Source organism: Actinomycetota bacterium, assembly GCA_036280995.1.
GTDB lineage: Bacteria > Actinomycetota > CALGFH01 > CALGFH01 > CALGFH01 > CALGFH01.
Map to the genome: position 1 here is coordinate 1 of DASUPQ010000083.1, position 2,056 is coordinate 2,056.

Annotated in this window: 1 protein-coding gene and 1 pseudogene; one reads left to right on the forward strand and one right to left on the reverse strand. The window is 68.4% G+C overall.

Features of this window, described 5'->3' with window-relative positions; translation table 11 throughout:
* Position 1: 1 nt before the first annotated feature.
* Positions 2-385 carry a hypothetical protein gene (locus VF468_02275; GenBank protein ID HEX5877139.1) on the reverse strand — a complete coding sequence of 128 codons (384 nt, stop codon included), beginning with the start codon at positions 383-385 and terminating at the stop codon, positions 2-4.
* 229 nt (positions 386-614) lie between these two features.
* On the opposite strand from VF468_02275, the pseudogene VF468_02280 reads away from it, so the two are divergent.
* A pseudogene (locus tag VF468_02280) lies at positions 615-1,854 on the forward strand (ISL3 family transposase).
* Positions 1,855-2,056 lie beyond the last annotated feature (202 nt).

Below are 2,056 nucleotides of genomic sequence, written 5' to 3' on the forward strand. Positions count from 1 at the left end.
GTTACGGCGTCGCGACTGGTTGGAGCGGTGTTGTGGCGCCGGTGCTGACCAGCAGGAACCATCCCAGGGCGAGTAGCAGCGTGAGGTCATCCCGCAAACCCACAGACAGCTCCAGCGAGGTGTTGAGACCCTGGCTGAGCACGCGGCCGTCCGGATAGAAGCGCAGCAGCAGGTTGCCGAACCGGTCGACAACGGTGAAGGTTCGACGCCACCGACTGGTCCTGCGCCACCTAAGCTGGCCGCCCTCCACAAACCGCAGGGTCCCCTGGCGGCCCAGCCGCTGCCACTCGAATTCGGCGACGACCGTCCTGGTGCTGGCGTCGGCGATCGTGACCTGTCGGTTGGCCACCTCGGTTAACAGGAGGCGCTGCCCGCCGACGTCCAACCTCGCCGAGGGGATTCCTATCCCGCCAATGGTGAGCCGTGCAAGTGGGCGGCCGGCAGCATCCATCCGCAACTCGAATCCGTCCTTGAGTGGATCGATCAGGTACCAGGCAAAAAGGGGCTCTTCTCACCGATCCGTGGGTGCTTTGAGAAGGCTTACGTGACTGCACGCCGTTCCCTGTCTACGGTTCCGGCTGCTTGAAGGCTGGTTCCGTAGAGGGGGGAACGGCGTGCGATCTGCAAGGCTATGGGCACGGCTGCTGGGTGTCGAGGATGCGGTCATCCAGCGGGTGTGGTTTGACGAGCAGGCCGAGGCGGTCGTGGTGGCAGCCCGGCCGCGCAAGCATCTGCAGGGCCGCTGCGGGCGGTGCGGTCGGCGCTGCAGGGGCTTTGACCGGGGTGAGGGGCGGCGGCGCTGGCGGGCGCTGGATGTTGGCCTGCTCAAGGCGTTCGTGGAGGCAGACGCGCCTCGGGTACGTTGCCCGGAGCATGGGGTGGTGGTCGCCGCGGTGCCCTGGGCGCGGCATGGGGCGGGGCACACGCGGGCGTTTGACGACACGACCGCGTGGCTGGCGGCGCATGCCTCCAAGCAGGCCGTGTGGGAGTTGCTGCGGACCGCGTGGGCGACGGTGGGCCGGATCGTGGCCCGGGTGGCTGCCGATGCTGAGGCGGCCTGCGATCGGTTCGAGGGGCTGCGGCGGATCGGGATCGACGAGATCAGCTACAAGAAGGGCCACCGCTACCTGCTGGTCGTGGTGGATCATGACAGCAGACGGCTGGTGTGGGCCGCGCCCGGCCGCGACCAGGCGACCCTGCGCGGGTTCTTTGACCTGCTCGGCCCGGAACGTTGCGACAAGATCCGGCTGGTGAGCGCGGACGCCGCCGAGTGGGCCGCCACGGTGGTTGCGGAGCGCTGCCGGGCCGCCCGGTTGTGCCTGGACCCGTTTCATGTCGTCCGAGTGGGCCAGCGACGCGCTGGACGAGGTCCGCCGCCAGGTCTGGAACACCGCCCGCCAGCAGGGCGACACCGCTCTTGCCCGCGAGTTCAAGGGCGCCCGGTTCGCGTTATGGAAGAACCCCGAAGACCTCACTGGCCGCCAGCGCGGCAAGCTCGCCTGGATCGCGCGAGTCAATGCCGGGCTGTACCGGGCGTATCTGCTGAAGGAGGAGCTGCGGTTGGTGTTCAAGCTCAAGGGTGTCAAGGCTACGGTGCTGCTGGAGGCGTGGCTGGCCTGGGCCAGGCGCTGCCGGATCCCCGCGTTCGTCACCCTCGCCAGCACGATCAGCGCGCACCGGGCCGGCATCCACGCGGCGCTGACCGAGGGCCTGTCTAACGGGCTGGTGGAGTCGGTCAACACCAAGATCCGCCTGCTCACCCGGATCGCGTTCGGGTTCAGGTCTCCAGATGCCTTGATCGGGCTGGCGATGCTCACCGTCGGCGGGCTGTGCCCACCCCTACCCGGCCGATGACCACCCACGGAAGCAGGTGAAGAGCCGGAAAAGAACGAGCGCAGCCGTTGGCCGATGAACGGCGACACCAGGACCGCTCTGAGGGTGCGGCCGGTCCCCATGAACCAGCGACCGCCCGATCCTCCCACCAGCACCAGCGTCCTCTTGGGGGTGAGCGCACGTCGGAGATCGGCCAGCGAACGGTTGCCAGCCATCTCCAGGA